Here is a 17,663-nt window from a genome sequence, read left to right as displayed (position 1 = left end):
TTAGCTTCTTGTTAGCCAACGCTTTTTAATGTGTCGGCTCACCATGCATATTGCCATAGTTTGCTTCGAGCAGTGCAGACTCACCCGCCCTCGCGCATTAACATAATAAAAAGCCAATTGAGAAAAGCGCTCAGACAAACGCTGGCCTTGCTCTAAAGAGCAAGGCACAAATACGCTCAATTCTCGGTAACTCATGTCTTCATTGCCGCCCCACAATGTCCTGAAGGTAATTCCTTGTTCACGTAGAAAACGCTTTGCAGCGCGCTCTAAACGTTTATTTTGATAAAAGGAACATGATTGACCTAGCGGGTTCCATAAGCTGATAATTGCGCCTGCTTGACCCTGCGTGATTGCGTGGTACGGCGCAACTTTGCAAGTACCTTGAAAGTAACTATGTTGATAAATTTGCCACAGCGTTTCTTCTATCATGTAACTCATCCCGACTCTTTAGTATAAACCTTTTCAACGACCTAAAAATAAGGTCTCGGTTACGCGAGTTTAGCATTCATATTCATTAACACGTCATTATGACTAAGGGCTTAGTCCATTGATTAAAAACCAATATAGTGAGCAAAAACACTAACTTTTCGTTTAAATAAAAAGTATGTTTTACACGAAAACTTACAATTCATTACAAATCAATCACTTGCAACTTGGCTATTATATTGCTTTAAATATACTAACAAAAAAGCACATGTAGGAATTAAGATGCTAAAAACCCTATTACCTCTCAGCGCAGCCGTTTTATTAAGTGGCTGTATTGTTCACGTTAAAAATGGCCCTGGCAGCGCGCCTAAGTATTTCGATAACCAACAACTGACTTTAAGTGCTTCAAGCTTACAGCTATTAGAAACTGAAGCAGGTGCCGGTAGCTTATCGATTGTTGGTAGCGACACAGCGACTGAAATTACAGTAGATGCAGAAATTTTCGCTTATAGTGCCGATGATTTCACGCTGACTTTAAAACAAAAAGGTAATCGTGCAGAGTTAGTTGCAAGAGCTAGCAACTCAAATAACTGGCAGGTAAACAGCCCAGGTCCAAAAATTAATTTAACGATTACTGTTCCAAGCAGCCTAGGCCATATCATTGATGATGGCTCAGGCGAGATTGAAATCAAGCAAGTCAATGGCGATATTGAAATCGATGATGGCTCTGGCAGCATTACCATCGACGGTGGCAAAAATATTGAGATTGAAGATGGCTCTGGCAGTATCACGGTAAACAATGCAAAAGGCGATGTCAGAATTGATGATGGCAGTGGCGATATTTATGCTAATACTATTATCGGCACCGTTACTATTGATGATGGCTCAGGTAGCATCAACGTCAACGGCGCAGGCGGTTTAGTGATCGAAGATTCTGGCTCAGGCGGTCTGCAGATTAAAAACATCAAAGGCAAAGTTGAGATTGACGAGTAATCTATTCTTCGAGCCGCTAACTGAAATACGTTAGTGGCTCTATAATTAACCTGAACTCAGGATAATAAATATATCTCCAGCGGCTACTTTCAACGCTAACTGCGTTGAATTTACTTGTAATAGGCCAGCTATTAACGCGTAAATTCGCCTTGCCTACATGGATGTAGGTACCTTAGCGATAGCAGGACGCGTGAGCGGTGTTATCGCTAAAAGTCTCCGGCTGCAGATTTGAAAAAACACTTATCACTTCAATATCAGTACGTTAGTAAATCTCTTAACCAAAGTTCAGGTTAATTATCTCTCTTTTAGAAGAACCACTAATTGCTTTTGCACATCTTGCAGCAACTTTTCTGCACTCTGCTTTGTGTCAGATTCAACATAACAACGCATTTCGGGGGCATTGCCTGAGCAGCGAAAATGCACAATGTCACTATTGCTCAATACAAAACGAACCCCGTCAGTATTATAGACTTCGCTAACACTGTGTTGAATACCTAGTCGCGTAAGCGTGTTATTGGTATCAACTTGAAGTTTATTTAAAAAAGCCAGTCCAACTTTATTTGTAACATGCTCTATTTTGCCACTGGTAGTAAAACGCTCTGGTAAATTTGCCACCATTTTAGAGACTGACAGCTTAGTTAACTGAGCTAAAACGACTAAAATAGGCAACAGCGCATCTCGAGTTTGGAGCGATGATAAAAACTGACCACCTTCACCAATATCGCTTGCAAGTAAATACCCGCCGTTAGCTTCAAAACCAGCAACCACTTTGTACTGATTTTGAAGTTGCGAAAACGCTTCAATCACAAACGGAGAGCCTATTTTTGTTCTAGCAACCTGCTGAAAAGCGCCACTTAGCTCTATCGCCGAGTTACAATTAATGGGTACGCTCAGCGCTTCTATCTTCAAGTACTTACTTACTATCAAACCAAGTACATCGCCTCTCAGCCAATTACCAAACTCATCCGCAACAAGTGGTCTATCACCGTCACCATCAGTTGAAATAATGGCGTCTAAATTTAGCGCATTAACCCAAGCTTTGGCTGTTTGCTGATCTTCTATACTCACCGCTTCGGTGTCAATTGGCACAAAGGTGTCACTTCTGCCTAGCTCCACTATGGTTGCACCAAATTGCTGTAGCAGCTTGAGATAGAGATCTCGACCGGCACTTGAATGGGTATAAACCCCTATTCGCTTACCCGTTAAATCCAGATCAGTAAAGTAATTTAAATAACGATTAATGTAGGTATTTTTAGCCAACTCGCAATCAATTAACTCTGGATCACTCAGCTTGTGAGGAGTTTCAATGTTTTGATTTAAAATTTCCTGTTCATCAAACTTGGTGATCTCACCCTCAGGGTAATAAAACTTCAAACCATTGCGGTCAAAAGGAATGTGACTGCCCGTTATCATAATGCATGCTTGCTCTTGTTGCATTGCAGAGAAAGCCAAAGCGGGGGTCGGTAAAACACCTTGAAACTCATAATCTAAGCCCATTGCCATTAGACCCGCAGCAACACCTTGCGCCATCGCGTAACTACTAGGGCGATTATCGACGCCAATCGCTATACAGCTTTGTGCTAAGTCGAATTTGCCGCAACGTTTACCATGTTCAATAAATGCCATCGCAAACGCAGCGCAGACACTTGGCGTAAAATCTTCAGCTAAACCACGCGCACCACTAGTGCCAAATTTAATGGAAGTATTTTGAATTAACGTCGATACATTCACATTAAATCGACCTTTTTCTGTTGCATCAGATTAAAGTGAGTCACTTTATTTACGTCCATAATCATCTTCAAAACGCACTATATCGCTCTCATCTAAAAAGCTACCCGATTGTACTTCTATTAGCTCTAATGCGGTTTTTCCAGGGTTTTCAAGACTATGAACAGCAGTTATAGGAATATATACCGACTGATTTTCGGTCACATACTGAACGTTGTTATCTATGGTTACTTTGGCTGTGCCACTCACTACGACCCAATGTTCAGCTCTGTGATGATGCATTTGCATCGACAAACGTGCTCCAGGATTTACTGTGATCCGCTTCACTAAAAAACGCTCGCCTTCATCAATGGCATCAAACTTCCCCCAAGGACGATAGACTTCACGATGCTGATGAATTTCAGCGCGAGATTTTTGCTCTAACTGAGCAACCACTTGCTTAATTGCTTGAGTATTGTTTTTATCAGCAATTAATACTGCATCTTTGGTTTGTACAACCACCACGTCTTTTACACCAACCGTAGCTAATAGTTTATTTTCACTCAGCAGCAGACTGTTTTGAGTGTCAATTGCAATCACGTCGCCACGCGTCGTATTTTGCTGCTCGTCTTTATCGAGTAACTGCCAAAGTGCACCGAAACTGCCAACATCACTCCAGTTAGCCGCCATGGGAAACATCACCACGGCATCATTTTGCTCAGCAGTTAGGGGCTCCATGATCGCATAATCAATTGAGTCACTTGGGCAAGCTAGAAAGGCTGACGAATTAATACGAGTAAAGTCTAAATCATCTTGCTGGTTTTGCATGGCATTAAAGCAAGCTTCAAATATGTCGTTATTAAAACGCTTTAACATGTCTAAATATACTTGGGCTTTAAACATGAAAATACCGCTATTCCAAACAAACTGACCAGACTCTACATAGCCCTTAGCGGTTACTTCGTCTGGCTTTTCAACAAACTGTTTAACTGTAAAGCCCCTTTCCAAAGTTTGGCCCTTTTGAATGTAACCATAGCCTGTGTGAGCAGAGGTTGGCTCAATGCCAAAAGTGACTAATTTGCCATTCTCAGCACTTACTGCTGCCTGTGTTAGCGCATCTAAAAACACTTCAATATCGGTAATATCATGATCGGCAGGCATGGCAAGTAGGGTCGCATCCAGGTTTGTCTCTAATGCTTTAAACGCAGCCAATGCAATCGCTGGTGCTGTATTGCGCCCCTCGGGCTCTAAGATAATAGGAGAATGCGGGATCTCACTTAATCGCACTTGTTCTGCGGTTAAAAATCGATGCGCTTCATTACAGATAATAATCGCGGGGTCATGTTCTAGGCCTTTTAATCGCAATAAAGTTTGCTGCAACAAAGATTGCTCGCCAGTCAGCGGAAGAAATTGTTTTGGATAATGAGTGCGAGACAAAGGCCACAAACGGGTGCCTGAGCCACCAGCAATTACAACGGGTACGATCATAATTTAGATTTAACTTTTAGATGCGATTAACCTCGCCATTTTAAAAGCCTTTGCGACTAAGCGCAAAAGAAGCTAAAACACTGTTATTTGCTTACAAAATACGACCATGATTTTGAAATAAAAACCACCTTTGAAAATCGCGCTTATACCTATCCTCTTAATGAAGAGATCTATTTTGAGCATTATTGAGGATTGGTACAATCAACTGAAAAATAAAACAATAGCAAGACATAGTGGCAGTAAGTTCGCTGCAACCACATTAACCGCCATACTAGGCGTATGTAGCGCTATCGACTCCCGTAACTGAATTAACTTAGGTAACGCAACGAAGTTCAGCAGAAGTAATGGCACGACCCAAAACGCTTGAATTGGCAGAAAGTCTCGCAAAATCGCGTAGCATAAAACAGCTAGCGACAGACAGGCAGAAATCGTGAAACACCATAGCATTGCAGTAACTGAATAATGAATAGCAAAATGATCTCGCCCTGCGCGCTTATCTGCTTTTAGGTCTGGTAACTGATTAACCAAAAGTAGATTATTGATGGTAAAAAATGGGATCAAAGCAATCGCCATAGCCGCTCCATTTAAAGCGACACCTTGCACCACCACACTCCCTAAAACCATAAGTAATGCAAAACCCAAACCCGGCGCAACGAGGCAAAGCCAAGGATGTCTATTAAGCGTATTGGTATAAGTGATAATTACAGCAAGCCCCAGCAAACCAATCACAAGCATTGGCAAGCCAAAACGCCAGACAAAATAAATTCCAATCGCAAATAAACTCGCTAGCGATATTTGAAATAGCTTGAGCACTTGATTTTCAAGGTGTTGATGGTTTTTAAGTAAGCCACTTCCGCCACTAAATGGAGTTTGTTCTGTTATGAGATCTAAACCACTATGAAAATCTTGATATTCATTGAGTGTATTGACGCACACAGCAGCTAGAACAGCACCCAACAAAGCCAAAATAAAGTGAAACCAATCCAGCTCTGCGCCCTGATAAATCGCAATTGCAGTACCTAATAGCACACACATAGGCGCCAAAGTGAGAAAAGGAGGGCGAGCACTGGGTAAAGCAGATAAAAGAGTCATCAACACACCTAAGATTAAAAAGCGTGATAAAACCTTACCGAAAACAACGCATGTAGCGTTGATTTAACACAAACAATATCGCAATAGCTGTTACACGTGCTAGGCCAGTATTTTAGTGGTTTCTTTTTTTATTGAGAAAACGAATTTAGCTCCACCCAATTCAGATTGCTCACAACGTATCGCCCCCTCAAGCACCTGAGAAACAAGGTTGAAAGTAATATTTAAGCCTAAACCAACGTGGCCTTTATGGCGCGCTAAGGTATAGAAAGGGTCAAACACTTTTGTCCGTTCATGCTCAGCAATACCCACTCCATCATCTTCAACTGTGACTTCATAATACTCAGGGAAATTTTTCATTTGCACACTGATTGTCACAGGTTCATTCGGTTCACCGTGTTGAATGGCATTGCTAATTAGTAATTCAATCACTTGTAGCAAGGGGTCAATATAAGTAGAAATTTCAAAAGGCGGCGCATCCAACAACGTGACGTTTGCAGGTTGTCCCAGGGCATCATGAACAGTTCTATAAGCCGTTTTGACCAATTCATCAAACTTACAAACCGCACGTCCCTCGCCTTTATGAGACACAGATACACGTTTAAATTGCTCGACTAAAGCTGAAGTCCGTTTAGCACCATTAAAAACAAGATCTGCACTGTCGCCTAACACTCGTAGACTTGTGATTAAGTCTTGTTTTGATAATGCACCTCGCTCTACTTTATCTTCTATTTGCTGCAGCTCAGCATGTAAATGAGTCACAGCCATGATCACTGTGCCAAGCGGGGTATTTACCTCATGAGCAAGCCCTGCGACTAAGGAGCCTAGAGCTGCCATTTTTTCAGCTTCAACCAAATTCTGTTGAGTCGCTTTCAAATCATCAAGCGCCATCACTAAGTCATGCGTTCGCTGTTGAACTCGCTGCTCCAGCTCTGTATTTAACACAACCAGATCAGCCTCTTGCTGCTTTAAAATCGTGATATCGTGCTGAATACCTGATACCGTCATTGGTCTGCCTTGTTGGTCGCGCTTTACGACTTTTCCTTTATCTTGAACCCAAGCCCACTCTCCGGCTTTATTTTTTACCCGATAAGACACATCAAATGCATCTTCTTGATTGTTCTTTATTGCATCTAGACGCTCAGTCAAAATATGAAAATCTTCAGCATGCACGTGGGCTTTTAGGTTTTCCCAGTTTGGGTCTACGTTGCCACAAGGCAATGCATTAAGCTCACTAACATTCTCTCGAGACACTTTTTGCGCATTGATGTCCCAGCTCCACAACACATCACCACTGGCCCATAATGCCAAGCTCAGCTTTTGTTCTTTTTCTGCAATTTTTGCGCGACTTTCATTTGCTAAGGTCAACTCTCTTTTATGAACATAACGACTATAAAAATAGCCAAGGATCAACACCGAACTCAGCACACCTAAAATCACTAAATTTCGATTGGCAATTTCATTGTTTAGTTCTGATTGCGTTAGTTTTGCATCTTGCTTAACAAATTCTAAATTGCGTTTCGTTTCATCCACTTTATTCTTCACCACCAACATCTCAATGCGTTGCTGGCTATTCAAATCAAATAATTTGTCTCGACTCTCTCTAAAAGTGACTTGCATGTTATACGCAGATTTATAATCTCCCGTGTCGGCATAGACTTGCGATAACATCTGATAAGCCTTGAAAAGCACGACATTTTTTTGTGACTGTTTGGCATACTCAATGGCCTCAAGCAGCTGTGTAATGGCCTGCTCGGGTTTTGATGTTTTAATTGAAAGATTGGCTTGCTCAACTAAGCCCTCTGCGAGGCGAGAGAGTGAGTTGCGCTTTTGGTAGGTTTCCATCGCCATATCCAGAATACGCTTGGCATCATCGTAGCGCTCTTCCATTATTGCTATGCGACCTAAATAAAGGTTCGTAGAGCCAAGTAACATACGATTATTGAGTTTATTTGCGAGCGCTTCGGCTTGAGCTAAATAAGATTTGGCTTTTGCTAAATCCCCCGCTAATCGATGCGTTTCTCCTAAATTATTGAACGAATAAACCATGCCCCGCTCATAGCTAAGTGCTCTTTTTAGCTCAAGAGATTTACTATGCATGGCAATCGCTTCTTCATATTTTCCTAAATCTTTGTACACAATTGCAGTGTTATTAAAGGCGATTGCAACACTCTTCTCATCTCCTACTTCCCTCTGCCCTTCAATGGTTTGTAATTGGTAACTCAAAGCGTTATCGAGATCTCCAATGGCGCGATATATGGAACCTATTCGCCCTAAAATGTGTACTTCTCCTCGGGTAAAGTTAATGGCTTTATAATTTTCTTTCGCATTCAATAGCCATTCAAATGCTCGAGTAAATTTGGCCTGAGAAAAGTAGGTCATCCCAATAGCGCTTTGCGTATCGGCCAGTAGCTTGAGCTTTCCTTTATTCTCAATCATAGATAAGACATTAAATCGATCAGATAGAGCTAACTCAGTATTCGATTGCTCTTCATAAATGGTTGCCCGCTGCAGTAAGGCTTCAACGGTGACATCAGAAAGCCCAGCATCTTTAGATTCATTGATTACAGTGTCTAATAAAATCAATGCATCGCGGCGATTGCCTATAAAATTAAGAGCAACACCCTGCCAAAGATGTAGCATTAATTTCTCTTTAGGGTACTGATTGAGAGGTAAGTTTGGTTTAAGCGATTCAGCGAGAGCGAGTGCTTCTCTGGCGTCCACAAAAGCCTGCGCTTTCATGTATTGATTAAGTAGCAACAATTGCTGCTGCCCTTGCGCAGCTTTTACTTCATCGCTACTGGGCACAGCAGCCCAAGTCGACAAGCTCATAAAGATAAGAATAATAGTTAGGCAACTGCGCATGCATCGTTTCTATGAACTTTTAACATATACAAAGTGTAGAGCCTAAATGGCTGGTTAGCGAATCATGATAATAAGAAAAAACGCAATGAACACATACTTACACTCTGTTTGTGATCTTGAGTATTTGCTTTACTAAAGCAACAATGCTCGCTATAGCAAAGCAAACGAATATCAGTAACTTGCTCATAGGCAGATACATTAGCCATAAATGCAAGCCAAGTAGCGTTATCATCAATTTTGCAATGGCAGGTAAATATCTGTGATCAAGTCGCACTCATCCACTTGATGCACAAAATTATGATACTCAAAAAAGCAACAATGCGCGTTTGGTAATTCGCCGCTTTCTGGTAACCAATTTTGATACAACCAGCGTATAGTTTGCTCCATATTGTCATGACTGCCTAAGTGCCTGACTTTGGCGCAGCGCATTTGCGGAATAACCCCATTTTCGACACCAAATGCGTTATCAGGTACTTCAGCGTTTACAGAGCCACACAATTTGAAGCGAAATGCGTCTTCAGCCATGGCTTCAGGGTCGCCATTTGGCATGCCAAATGTTCGACTCGTATTGAGTGGCGAAAGCCCGCTGTTTTGCCGCCAAGCGATAAACCTGCCTGCACTTTCAAATATCTGTTTTGCTGATCCTTTGTGCTCTAAAAAAGCAATTTGAGTCTGTTCAAAATTAATTATCTCGACCTGCATGGTCTGCACTCCTAAATTTTGCGGTGAAAAGTTAAAAACGTCATACCAACTAGGCCAATTTGCAGCTTGTCTAAACTTTGAAGGGCTTTGCTCAAACGTGCGTTTAAAGGCGCGAGAAAACGCTTCGGCACTGTCGAATTTTGCTTCAAGTGCAATATCAATAATCTTGATATCGCGCTCAAACGCCAAACGAAAAGATGCCCGCTTTAATCGCGCCAGCAAAATATACTTGCCCACATTCACGCCCATAAAAGCCACAAACACGCGATGGAAATGAAATTTAGATAAAGCCGAAACATCACTAAGCAAACTCACCGTTAATTCATCATCTAAATGTTGATTGATGTAATCGCAAACTAGAGAAATACGTTGCTGTAAAAGATTGCTTTGCATAAAGCGCCAATGTGTTAGTAGAACTGCAGACAAGCTTAATCATATCAAAAGCCAGATACTTGATTGAGATTGCTTAATGCTACAACAATTTTAAGAACGAGAAAGACAATAAAAATTAGATAGGTAAAAGCAACGGCAGTGTTCAGGAGCTTGTAGACGCGATTTTATATCGCGTAAAAAAAAGCGCGGGGTAAACCCGCACCTACAGAGTGAGAAACTGTTTTAAACCCGACATAAAGTCGGTGCTACCGAGCTTTGCTTTTAGGCAATATCGTTCTCACCAACCGTATTTTTCAGCAATGCTTGTAGGCACGATTTTATATCGCGCAAAAAAAAAAGCGCGGGGTAAACCCGCACCTACAGAGTCAGAAACTGTTTCAAACCCGACATAAAGTCGGTGCTACCGAGCTTTGCTTTTAGGCAATATCGTTCTCACCAACCGTATTTTTCAGCAATGCTTGTAGGCACGATTTTATATCGCGCAAAAAAAAGCGCGGGGTAAACCCGCGCCTACAGAGTGAGAAACAGTTTTAAACTCGACATAAAGTCGCAGCTTGCGATTTTGCTTTAAGACAATATCATTTTCACCAACTGTATTTTTCAGCGATGCTTGTAGGCGCGATTTTATATCGCGTAAAAAAAGCGCGGGGTAAACCCGCACCTACAAAGTGAGTAACAGTTTTAAACCCGACGTAAAGTCGGTGCTACCGGGAAAAAATACCGGTAGCAGCGAATTCATCTCTCGTCTTCTTTGTGAAGGTATAACCCAACATAAAGTCGGTGCTACCGGGGAAAAATAACGGTAGCAGCGAATTCATTTCGCGTCTTCTTGGTGAAGGTATAACCTGACATAAAGTCGGTGCTACCGAACTAAAAAACTGGTTGCAGCGAATTTATTTCGCGTCTTTATTCAGACTTATTTAGGCGCAATGGCAATGATCTTACTGTGATTCGCATTGCGGTCATTAATGGTTAAATAAATCTCACCGTTTGGCGCCGTAATTACATCACGAATACGACCTAGACCTTTTAAGATGATTTCATCTTCAACCACTTTGCCATTTGCAATTCGCAAGCGGTGCAGTTGCTTCTTCGCCAAACTTCCGACAAACAGATCGCCCTGCCAGTTTTTAAATTTATCGCCGGTATAAAAGTTGATACCTGCTACTGCAATCGACGGTGTCCAGTGGTGTACTGGTTGCTGCATGCCAGGTAAATTGGTATGCGGTGTGATAGGCGTACCATTATAGTTCATACCATACGTTACTTTTGGCCAGCCATAGTTCGTGCCTTTGGTGATTAGGTTTAATTCATCACCACCGCGAGGACCATGCTCTGTAGACCACAATTCTCCGGTTTTAGGATGCAAAGTTAAACCTTGCGGGTTACGGTTGCCGTAAGTCCAGATAGTTTGCTGCGCGCCTTTTTCGTTATAAAACGGATTATCTTTTGGAATGCGGCCATCTTTATAAATTCGATGCACCTTACCGTTTTGCGTATTGATATTTTGCGCATCATCTTGATGACCTTCGTCGCCATTGGTAAAGAACAAATAGTCACCTTGTATCGCAAAACGAGAGCCAAAGTGCCAGCCACGGTTTTTACGGTTTTCAGCTTTAGCTTCAAACAAGGTTTGCTCTTCAACCCACTGGTTGCCTTTGATTTTACCGCGCACAATAGAAGTGAATGCGATGCTTTCGCCCTCGGCATTGTTACCTGCAGGTTTACTGAACGATAAATAGATCCAGCCATTGTTTTTGTAATCAGGATCTGGGTAAACGTCTAATAAACCGCCCTGACGTTTATGCCACACTTTAGGCGTGCCTTTGATCTGCGTTTTCTTACCACCTTTGCTCATAAGCCAAAGCTCACCTTCACGCAAGGTATACAACAAACTGCCATCCGGTAAAAAATCCATCGCCCAAATAATACCGTCACTGTTGGTGACTTCTTTGGTCACAACACGGTGATAGTCGGTTTTAAAAGTTTTACCCATTTGTGACTCAGGCTGCTTCGCTTGTTTTGCTTTTGCACCAGCTTCACGGATATATACCACCAGCGTGCGAACTTGCTCATCGCTTAACGTTGCACCAAACGCTGGCATGCCCGCCGAGACAATACCGTTTTTAATGGCATTCATAAGCGCATCATCGGTGCCTTCGGTCTGCCATTGGCTATCAACCAAAGAGCCCGCCATACCACCTGTTAGCTCCTGCCCATGACAAGACGCACAAGTTGTTTTAAATAACTGTTCAACGTTCTGACTATTTGCTTGCGCTTGCAAGCCAAACCAACATGCCGTAGTTAACAGCGCGGTTTTAAACACTTTTTGATACATAATTTTGCCCGACGGTAGATCGTGTTTTGAATTAGTTGAGTATAATGAGGCACTTTTGTAATACCAATACTCTTAATTAAGTGATCTATTTTGAGGCAAGGAAAACGTATCGATAGCAAGGCGAAAATTTTGCTGTTTAGTTATTCTAAATAAGAAATTTTTAACGACGCTAGCGTTAGTTTTAATCCCTCAAAATGATTCAAGTATTATTGAGGATTGGTAAAATACCGTCAAGTTGCGATAAAGGAACACATCTGTGCGAGAAACGTTTAAATTTTCTATTCTGTCTTTGGCTCTTTTAAGTTGCGCGAGCATCAGTTTTCAGGCCTTATCAAGCACCAATGATAAAGACATCGAAACGCTTGTCACCACAGCCAACCGCACACAAACCCAGCATTTAGACTTGATTGGTAACACCAATAAAATCACCAAACAAAGCATAGAGCAAAGCAATGCCGAGCATTTAAACCAATTACTGAGCCAAACATCTAGCACTTGGTTAAGTCGTGGTAACGGCCAAGAATCATTGTTATCGGTGCGTTCACCTGTTTTAACCGGCGCAGGCTCGTGTGCTGAGTTTTTAACGCTTGAAAATGGTATTAGCCTACGTGCGCCAGGCTTTTGTAACGTAAACCAATTATTCGACACCCACTTTGAACTTGCAGATAACATCGAAGTGGTGAAAGGCGCGAATTCATCTCGCTACGGCTCGAATGCCATTCATGGCACCATCAACGTATTTAGCCCAAGTTTATATGCACCGCCTATGATGAGCTTAGAGCTGGGTGAAGACAGCTTTTATCGTGTAAATGGCCTTTACAGCCAGCAAACTGAAGCGCTCGATACCTTAGTGGGCTTAACACTTACCTCCGATGGCGGCTTTCAAGATAGTTCGGGCTACGAACAACAAAAACTCTCATTAGCGGCTTCGCACAACTTAGGGGATTGGCAAACCACCCACAGAGTGACGCTGACCAACTTAGAGCAAAATACTGCGGGCTATTTGCAGCGTGGCGAAAACGCCTATCAAGATAAATCATTATTGCGTATTAATGACTTTCCAGATGCATATCGAAACAGTTTGTCGATGCGCTACGCCATATTTAATACATTAAATACTCCAAATACAGTCTGGCAGGTTAATCCCTATTTACGCCATACCGACATGGACTTCTTAATGCACTTTTTACCGGGCACGCCTGTCGAAGAAAACGGCCATTCGAGTATAGGTTTACAAGTACGTCGCGCAAGTCAGCTGTCTGATATGTTCAGTTTAACGCTTGGCTCTGACATCGACATCACACGCGGTTTCTTAAAGCAAAGCCAAGCTAACGACACAGAATCAAACTCTGCGTTTTTACGCGGCGTATTACCGAAAGGAAAGCACTATGATTATGACGTTGATGCGCTAAGTCTTGCCACTTACGCTCAGCTCGACGCCAAAATCACAGACGAACATAATGCCTTTGCCGCACTGCGTTACGATAACACCGACTACGATTATCAAAACAATTTAAGCACAGGTAATTTAAAAGACGATGGCACAGCCTGTGGCTTCGGGGGATGTCGTTATACTCGCCCAGCAAGCCAAAGTAATCAATTTGACGATGTAAGCTACGCGCTTGGCTACAGCTATAAAATAGATAAACAAACACGACTTTTCGCCAAACACGATCGAAGCTTCAGAGCCCCCCATACCAGCGAATTATACCGCCTACAGAACGGTCAGCTCGCCAGCGATGTAAAAAGTGTCAAGGCCAGACAAACCGAAGTTGGTGTTCGATATGTAGATAAAGATCTCTTTGCCGAGCTCTCGGTTTATCATTTGAAGAAAAAAGACGGCATTTACCAAGATGCCGACCGTCAATATTTAAACGGCCTAGACACCGAACACCAAGGCATCGAGTTTGCACTTAACCGCCAAGTAACGCGCACCATCAGCACTAAACTGGCCTTTAGCTATAGCGAGCACACTTATTTAAATAACCCTACTAATGGTGCGCAAATCAAGGGCAACGACATAGATACCGCGCCAAAACTATTACTTAACCTGCAGATCAATTGGCAAGTTACACCGACTATCATGGCTCAGCTAGAACGCCAGCAAATAGACGACTACTTTTTAGATGCTGCTAATACACAAAGCTATGCTGGCCATAAAATTTATAACCTGCGAGCCGATTGGCAAATCAGCCCTCAGTTAAGCGCGTCATTTGCAGTAATGAACCTCACAGACGAGCGCTACGCAGAGCGTGCTGATTTTGCCTTTGGTAATAATCGCTACTTTGTTGGTGAGCCGAGAAACATGAGCTTGAAGTTTAAATATGCTTTTTAAAGCGATGATTTAGCCTTAAGTTCAACGGTGGACTCAAGCAAAGCGTTTTCGCGTGAGTCCACTTTCTAAAAGGCTGTGATAGTTGAAATCTATGCTGACTATTGAGGAATAAAACTCATAGTCCAATTTGTTACCCAACTTTTCCCCTCATCAAATGAAAATGCTTGCGCCCACTTAGGGTTATTTGGTGTGCTAGCGTCCCACTGAAATCTTACTTTGGTTTTTCTACCCTTGATGACTTCATCGGCATAGAAAAGGCCAATGTTATTTTTAAACGAACCAACCACAGGCGTATCCACCTTATCTGGGAAGCGACCATCTAACCACCAAATAGACCAAAGGCCTGTTTGAGCATTAAATGCTCTCATTGCCACAGCACGAAAGGCACCATCAGGAAAGTACAAAAGGTTATCTTCAACGTTCCCTGCTCCACCTAAAATGTGTGAAGTTGAAGAAAGCCCTTCAAATTCAACCCAACGCTTGTCTTCGCTAAACATATTATCTAGGCGCTTGTGATGCACACGCCAGTTGCCTATAACAAAATCAAAATCCTGCGCCCCTGCTACATCTGCTTGCACGCCTACACCATTTTTACTCGCTTGTTGCTCTGTCATTTGTTGCTCCATCAAATAATTAAATTGCAAGTTGGCACTTTGAAAACTGATTAAAGCACCAAGAATGAGTAGCTTATTAACTTGGGTGACATTTTGTGTCATATTTAATATATGAAAAGAGCAAAGACCCAAAGCCATCTTGAAAGGCTAGACAGATTAGCAAGCATGCTAAAGTCCGAAGACTTTCTGACAACGAAAGATCTATCAGATACTTTGAATGTGTCGACACGCACGCTATTTCGCGATCTCAATATTCTCAAAGCGCGCGGTATGCCAATTGATACTGACAAAGGTAGAGGCGGTGGTGTGAGGCTTCATCGACAATGGGGGCTCGGCAAAATTAACCTCACCTCGAGTGAGACAATAGATTTGCTGATCAGTATTGCCATATGCGAAAAGATGAACTCGCCTTTATTTATGAAAAGCCTGCACTCTATTCGCTACAAATTATTGGCTTTGTTGTCTCCTGATCAAAAAGCCAATATTAAATCACTAAGAAATCGCGTGCTCATTGGTAGTTCAGCCTCACCGCAAGTTCATGCCTCTTATGAGCTATCACAGCTTCCTGAATGCCATGCGTTAAGTGCTGCATTTTTGTATCAGCAGCCAATTAACATCAGTTACATAGATGAAAAAAAGACGGTCACTGAGCGGCTCATTGAGCCCCACTATTTATATTTTAACTACCCGGTGTGGTATGTATTTGCTTGGGATCATTTAAGGCAAGATTATCGCACTTTTCGAATTGACCGCATTCAAGATTCAAACGTCATAGAAAAAACATTTGCTTTGCGCCCTTTTGCTGAGTTTTCACACTTAATAGAAACCGACAGTCCAAATTTACTGTAAGCATAGGCCTTTAATACCAACCCTCTTAATTAAGCGATCTATTTTGAAGCAAGAAAAACTAGTCGATAACGAGGCGTAAATTTTGCTATTTAGTTGTTCTCGGCAATTGCTCCTGCATTGCTCTACCTTCTGCATCCATGCTGTCGTAAATAAGAAATTTTCAACGACGTTAGCGTCAGTTTTAGTCCCTCAAAATAATTGAGTATTATTGAGGATTGGTATAACTTAGCCTCAAGGTTTAATGCTCGCTTCATAACATAATATGGTGTTATCTTTTTGAACAATACCAATGTGTTTAATGACAACAGAGAGCAAACTTTTTCTGAAATAGACGCATTATTGAGGACGCTTTCCAATAGTGATAAAGAATAAATCAAAACATCTCAAAATTGAGCGTAAAGCCCCTTTACGCCCTTTTGAACATTATATAAGAATTTAATTAATCGGCTCATACTTAGCTGGTAAAGCACTGAACTCAAGCCATGTATCACTTTGCATCCAACGCTTCTTTTTAGGGATTTCAATCACAAACTCATCATCTGTTTTGTATGTTTTGGTTTTGCCTTTGCTGTCTTTTACCGTGATAGTTGCAGGAGCTTCAAAGGTGAACTTTATTTCGTCCATGCTCGGTATGAACATTGAAAATCCTCCCGCCATTTGCTCGGTGAAATTATTAATATCATCAAGTAAAACAAACACATCAGAATATTTTAGCAGCGCACTATCGAGTGGTATCACATCGGTATATAGGCTAATACCCACATCATCTTTATTTTGATTTGTGTGTAACATGGTTTTCTCTGCTTCATCTTGAGGCAGAATAGGTAGACTGATATTCCCTTCTTCATCAATAACCGCACTTGCAATCTCTTGACCCTCTCGCTCAAGCCAGATTTTGACATCACTAGGCTTAATGTCTGGGTTATTTATATTGAGTTTAAATGCAGTTTTGAAGTACTTTGATTTTGCCTGATTGGTGGCCATGTCACGCACTTGGTTCATCTCACCATATTCAATACTACGACCTTTCGCGTAACTAAAGTGGCTAAAAATCGAGGTGCTAATTAATACGCTTGCTGCAAATACTGTTGATAATTTCATTATTATGCTTCCATGGTAGTTAGTGAATAATTGACCAAGAAGCGTACATGAAAGTTCAAAAGGATTTTTAAAGATGATGATTTTTATAGAAAAATGGAGGGCAATAAAGCGATGTTTGCCATCGCTTTATAAAAAGTATGAGGTGGGTATTAAGATTTAACAGCCATCCAAATTGCGGTGGCCACAACTAATGCAGCAGCGCCTAAAATACCGAGCCAAGTTGTCGATTTACTGTCTTTGACAGGCTGCTCAGGTGTACTATCAGAAGTCGGCGCATCATTTTTCTGAGCTTTATCAGAGCTTTCATTATTGCTTGATTCGATCTCAGTTTTACTTTCTTCTGAAGCTGGCGCTTGTGGCTCAGGGACGGCTACAACCTCTTCAGCTTGTTCCGTTACTTCTGTTAGCTCTAGCTGCCACTGATAACCTCTTTTTGAAAAGGTTTTAATCGCATCGTTACCAAAAATGGCGCGTAGGTGGCTGATGTTTTGAAAGACGACCTGCTCTGACACCGTTTTGTCTGGCCACACAGTTTCAAGTAGCTCTGCTTTTGACAGAATTCTATCGTTATTCAAAATAAAGAACTTGAGCATATTCGCAGCTCTGTCTTTTAACTTAATAACCTTTCCGTGGCGGGTAAGGATTTTGTGTTCGCAATCGAACTGGAAAATCTGAAAACTAAACTTCATGTTTTTTAAGAAATAATTAACAACTTCTTTAGAGTAAAGGAATGAAGCCAAGAGGTAAAGCCCCTCTCTGTAAA

At 41.8% G+C, this 17,663-nt stretch carries 13 protein-coding genes; 3 read left to right on the top strand and 10 right to left on the bottom strand.

The window, feature by feature from the left end:
• On the bottom strand, nt 1-438 hold the full coding sequence (locus tag ACH784_RS19935; RefSeq protein ID WP_404395382.1) for a DUF3293 domain-containing protein: 438 nt from the start codon (nt 436-438) through the stop codon (nt 1-3).
• 270 nt (nt 439-708) lie between these two features.
• On the opposite strand from ACH784_RS19935, the gene ACH784_RS19930 reads away from it, so the two are divergent.
• Nucleotides 709-1,419, top strand: coding sequence for a hypothetical protein (locus tag ACH784_RS19930; protein WP_404395381.1), 711 nt, complete (start codon nt 709-711; stop codon nt 1,417-1,419).
• Between the two features lie 294 nt (nt 1,420-1,713).
• Here ACH784_RS19930 and ACH784_RS19925 read toward each other — a convergent pair whose 3' ends face one another.
• From ACH784_RS19925 to ACH784_RS19900, 6 genes are all read right to left on the bottom strand, one after another.
• The gene (locus tag ACH784_RS19925) at nt 1,714-3,150 is read right to left on the bottom strand and encodes a phosphomannomutase (RefSeq protein ID WP_404395379.1); all 1,437 of its coding nucleotides are present in this window, start codon (nt 3,148-3,150) and stop codon (nt 1,714-1,716) included.
• A 45-nt stretch (nt 3,151-3,195) separates the two neighbouring features.
• Nucleotides 3,196-4,614, bottom strand: coding sequence for a mannose-1-phosphate guanylyltransferase/mannose-6-phosphate isomerase (locus ACH784_RS19920; protein ID WP_404395377.1), 1,419 nt, complete (start codon nt 4,612-4,614; stop codon nt 3,196-3,198).
• Between the two features lie 201 nt (nt 4,615-4,815).
• Complete coding sequence (locus ACH784_RS19915; protein WP_404395375.1) at nt 4,816-5,706, bottom strand: prenyltransferase; 891 nt, start codon at nt 5,704-5,706, stop codon at nt 4,816-4,818.
• Between the two features lie 99 nt (nt 5,707-5,805).
• Nucleotides 5,806-8,568: a tetratricopeptide repeat protein gene (locus tag ACH784_RS19910; RefSeq protein ID WP_404395374.1), complete on the bottom strand. Its 2,763-nt coding sequence runs from the start codon at nt 8,566-8,568 to the stop codon at nt 5,806-5,808.
• Nucleotides 8,569-8,799: 231 nt separating this feature from the next.
• Nucleotides 8,800-9,663, bottom strand: a complete 864-nt coding sequence (locus ACH784_RS19905; protein WP_404395373.1) for a GyrI-like domain-containing protein — start codon at nt 9,661-9,663, stop codon at nt 8,800-8,802.
• A gap of 916 nt (nt 9,664-10,579) precedes the next feature.
• The gene (locus ACH784_RS19900; protein ID WP_404395371.1) at nt 10,580-12,001 is read right to left on the bottom strand and encodes a PQQ-dependent sugar dehydrogenase; all 1,422 of its coding nucleotides are present in this window, start codon (nt 11,999-12,001) and stop codon (nt 10,580-10,582) included.
• A 256-nt stretch (nt 12,002-12,257) separates the two neighbouring features.
• Between ACH784_RS19900 and ACH784_RS19895 the strand changes: the two genes are divergently transcribed.
• Entirely contained in the window at nt 12,258-14,336 is a 2,079-nt protein-coding gene (locus ACH784_RS19895) for a TonB-dependent receptor (protein WP_404395369.1), read from the top strand.
• Nucleotides 14,337-14,434: 98 nt separating this feature from the next.
• Here the strand turns inward: ACH784_RS19895 and ACH784_RS19890 are convergent, their stop codons facing one another.
• On the bottom strand, nt 14,435-15,052 hold the full coding sequence (locus ACH784_RS19890) for a DUF1579 domain-containing protein (RefSeq protein WP_404395367.1): 618 nt from the start codon (nt 15,050-15,052) through the stop codon (nt 14,435-14,437).
• Between the two features lie 9 nt (nt 15,053-15,061).
• Here ACH784_RS19890 and ACH784_RS19885 point away from each other — a divergent pair, with 9 nt between their 5' ends.
• Nucleotides 15,062-15,799, top strand: a complete 738-nt coding sequence (locus ACH784_RS19885) for a helix-turn-helix transcriptional regulator (protein WP_404395365.1) — start codon at nt 15,062-15,064, stop codon at nt 15,797-15,799.
• 435 nt (nt 15,800-16,234) lie between these two features.
• On the opposite strand, the gene ACH784_RS19880 is transcribed toward ACH784_RS19885, so the two are convergent.
• Nucleotides 16,235-16,900, bottom strand: coding sequence for a hypothetical protein (locus ACH784_RS19880; protein ID WP_404395364.1), 666 nt, complete (start codon nt 16,898-16,900; stop codon nt 16,235-16,237).
• 149 nt (nt 16,901-17,049) lie between these two features.
• Entirely contained in the window at nt 17,050-17,589 is a 540-nt protein-coding gene (locus ACH784_RS19875; protein ID WP_404396999.1) for a transcriptional regulator, read from the bottom strand.
• Nucleotides 17,590-17,663 lie beyond the last annotated feature (74 nt).

It is taken from the genome of Pseudoalteromonas phenolica (assembly GCF_044788725.1).
GTDB lineage: Bacteria > Pseudomonadota > Gammaproteobacteria > Enterobacterales > Alteromonadaceae > Pseudoalteromonas > Pseudoalteromonas phenolica_C.
This window is presented reverse-complemented; position numbering and strand designations above follow the sequence as displayed.

What these genes read in the sequence shown, in the direction of transcription:
- ACH784_RS19935 (WP_404395382.1), bottom strand. Translation starts at nt 438, where the DNA reads ATGAGTTACATGATAGAAGAAACGCTGTGGCAAATTTATCAACATAGT.
- ACH784_RS19930 (WP_404395381.1), top strand. Translation starts at nt 709, where the DNA reads ATGCTAAAAACCCTATTACCTCTCAGCGCAGCCGTTTTATTAAGTGGC.
- ACH784_RS19920 (WP_404395377.1), bottom strand. Translation starts at nt 4,614, where the DNA reads ATGATCGTACCCGTTGTAATTGCTGGTGGCTCAGGCACCCGTTTGTGG.
- ACH784_RS19915 (WP_404395375.1), bottom strand. Translation starts at nt 5,706, where the DNA reads ATGACTCTTTTATCTGCTTTACCCAGTGCTCGCCCTCCTTTTCTCACT.
- ACH784_RS19910 (WP_404395374.1), bottom strand. Translation starts at nt 8,568, where the DNA reads ATGCGCAGTTGCCTAACTATTATTCTTATCTTTATGAGCTTGTCGACT.
- ACH784_RS19905 (WP_404395373.1), bottom strand. Translation starts at nt 9,663, where the DNA reads ATGCAAAGCAATCTTTTACAGCAACGTATTTCTCTAGTTTGCGATTAC.
- ACH784_RS19900 (WP_404395371.1), bottom strand. Translation starts at nt 12,001, where the DNA reads ATGTATCAAAAAGTGTTTAAAACCGCGCTGTTAACTACGGCATGTTGG.
- ACH784_RS19890 (WP_404395367.1), bottom strand. Translation starts at nt 15,052, where the DNA reads ATGACACAAAATGTCACCCAAGTTAATAAGCTACTCATTCTTGGTGCT.
- ACH784_RS19885 (WP_404395365.1), top strand. Translation starts at nt 15,062, where the DNA reads ATGAAAAGAGCAAAGACCCAAAGCCATCTTGAAAGGCTAGACAGATTA.
- ACH784_RS19880 (WP_404395364.1), bottom strand. Translation starts at nt 16,900, where the DNA reads ATGAAATTATCAACAGTATTTGCAGCAAGCGTATTAATTAGCACCTCG.
- ACH784_RS19875 (WP_404396999.1), bottom strand. Translation starts at nt 17,589, where the DNA reads ATGAAGTTTAGTTTTCAGATTTTCCAGTTCGATTGCGAACACAAAATC.